This is a genomic window from Paraburkholderia phymatum (genome assembly GCF_040965635.1).
Lineage (GTDB): Bacteria > Pseudomonadota > Gammaproteobacteria > Burkholderiales > Burkholderiaceae > Paraburkholderia > Paraburkholderia phymatum_B.
Map to the genome: position 1 here is coordinate 1 of NZ_JBFRCH010000091.1, position 1533 is coordinate 1533.

At 63.8% G+C, this 1533-nt stretch carries 1 protein-coding gene; it reads right to left on the bottom strand.

What is annotated here, in order from left to right:
* On the bottom strand, positions 1-1533 hold a 1533-nt coding region (locus tag AB4Y32_RS40270; RefSeq protein ID WP_368726557.1), incomplete at both ends, for an APC family permease.

The window sequence follows — 1533 nt, forward strand, 5'->3', positions numbered from 1 at the left end:
GCGATATCCCGTATGCACGCCCCAGTAATAGAACACGAGCGAGAACACGATCACGACCAGCATGTCCCAGCCATACGACAGCAGCCCCATCCCGCCGAACTGCCTGCTGCCGATCAGCGACAGGATCGCCATGCCCGGCAGATACGCGACCAGCCACCACGCCGCCTTCAGGTCCTGGTTGAAGCCCGTGAAGCCCGACTTCGCCTGGAAATAGAAGAACACCGGCAGCGCGACGATCATCAGCAGGATGATCTCGCCCGTCAGCGGCCACTTCGCCCAGTACAGGATCAGCGACGCGCACACGAATGCGAACGGCGCGATCACGCCCATGCCCGGAATATGCAGCGGCCGCTCGAGGTCCGTCGCCGAGCGGCGCAGCGACATCAGGCTGATCGGGCCCGTCAGGTACGAGATCACCGTCGCGACCGAAATCACTGCCGCCAGCGAGCTCCAGCCGCGGAAGAAGAACAGGAAGATGAACGACACCAGCAGGTTGAACCACATCGCCGGGCGCGGCACGCCGTACAGCGGATGCACGCTGCCGAACATCTTCGGCATCGTGTTGTTGCGCTCCATCGCGTAGATCATGCGCGTGGTCGTCGCCATGTAGGTCGTGCCCGTGCCGCTCGGGCTGATGAACGCGTCCACGTACAGCAGGATTGCCAGCCAGTTCAGGTTCAGCGCGATCGCCAGTTCCGCGAACGGCGACTTGAAGTTGAACTGGCTCCAGCCCTTCATCACGTCAGCCGGGCTCACCGCGCCGATGTACGCGATCTGCAGCAGCACGTAGATCACCAGCGCCAGCAGGATCGAGCCGATCACCGCGAACGGCACGCTCTTCGCCGGATTGCGCGCCTCGCCCGCCAGATTGACGGGACTCTGGAAACCGTTGAACGCGAACACGATGCCGCTCGTCGCCACGGCCGTCAGCACCGCCGACCAGCCGTACGGCGCGAAGGTACCCGCGCCGCCAAACCCGTCGCCGAGGTTTTCCTTGTGGAAGCCGCTCATCATCAGGCCCAGAATCGTCAGGCCCGGAATGATGAACTTGAAGATCGTGATCGCCGTGTTGGCGCGCGCAAAGACCTTCACGCCCCAGTAGTTCAGCAGGAAGTAGATGACCACCAGCACCGCCGAGAGCAGCAGCCCCGGTGTCGTCAGTTCGCCGTTGATGAACAGGTTGTGCGCCCACTCGTACGGCCATGTGCTCATGTACTGGATCGAGGCCTCGGCCTCGATCGGAATCACCGACACGATCGCGATCCAGTTGGCCCATGCGCTGATGAAGCCCACCAGCGCGCCGTGCGAATAGCGCGCGTAGCGCACCATGCCGCCCGACTCGGGGAACATCGAGCCCAGCTCGGCGTACGTCAGCGCGATCGCGAGAATCACCACCGCGCCGATCACCCACGCGCAGATCGCGGCAGGACCTGCAATCTTGGCCGCCTTCCAGGCGCCGAACAGCCAGCCCGATCCGATGATCGAGCCGAGCCCCGTCAGCATCAGCGCGAATGGGCCGATGTGCCGTTGAAT